Raw genomic sequence first — 897 nt, forward strand, 5'->3', positions numbered from 1 at the left:
TTGCGTAGTGGGTAGCCCCACCGTCTCACGGCAGCGGGGCCCCCGAAGAACGCAGCATGCGACTTTCACCGCACTGCGCTCGAGCACAGCATTAAGCGTCGCGCTGACGCCGGTCTCGCCAACGGCACGAGCCCTTCGCAAGCATCACATCGTTGATTCGTCTCGTCGCTGAGACGAAGGGCGCTGAACCGTAGCGCTACCGGTCTCTCACAAGCTTCCCCTCGATGAATCTTAAACGTGGACCTGCGACAACTGCACCACGCGGAAGTCTGCACCCTTTCAGGTTAGGGCAAATCCTGAACCCCTATACGAACTATTACCGCCCGTCATTCGCTTTTTCCGCGTTCTCATCTCCACTTGTCCAACAGATCCCCTTGCGGGTCACCTGCCCAAGCCAAACCACTGGCGCAGGCGGACAATTGGACTTACCACGTTCCCGTTTCTGCCAACCCGGATGCTCTCGGGCTTCTCCGGTTAGCGCCCGTCTATTCCCCGGCAGCACGATGACGACGTACTCCCGGGTACAAAGGGAGTAACCGGCTGCATACCTTTTGGTCTGGGCCCATTAGCCGCTTCGGCCCATTATCCGTCACGAGGTTTATCGACGATTCACATCTGTTGCGCATGCGGAACTTGCCTTGCCTCGACGCCACATTGCGGCTCGCAGCGTCACCACATATCGTCGCCGAACGTGGTGTCTTTCGACGAGCACGTTGTCGTTGGAGCTTCAGACCCGGCAGTTACCCGCCAGGCCTGTCCAACTAGGCAACTGCTGGCCGTACAGCAGGTCACGGCAACGCGATACCTTGCGAAGCGTGACAAGACAAAAACGAGCTTTACCGCCTACTGCATGCCGCTTGACGCGCGGCTGACGGCGACACGTGTCGCACTGTACCA

The 897-nt window shown here is 59.1% G+C and carries 1 protein-coding gene; it reads left to right on the forward strand.

Features of this window, described 5'->3' with window-relative positions:
- Positions 1-694 precede the first annotated feature (694 nt).
- On the forward strand, positions 695-897 hold a 203-nt coding region (locus P0D80_RS50590; RefSeq protein ID WP_408296381.1), incomplete at its 3' end, for a hypothetical protein.

Source organism: Paraburkholderia sp. RL17-373-BIF-A (genome assembly GCF_046030175.1).
Lineage (GTDB): Bacteria > Pseudomonadota > Gammaproteobacteria > Burkholderiales > Burkholderiaceae > Paraburkholderia.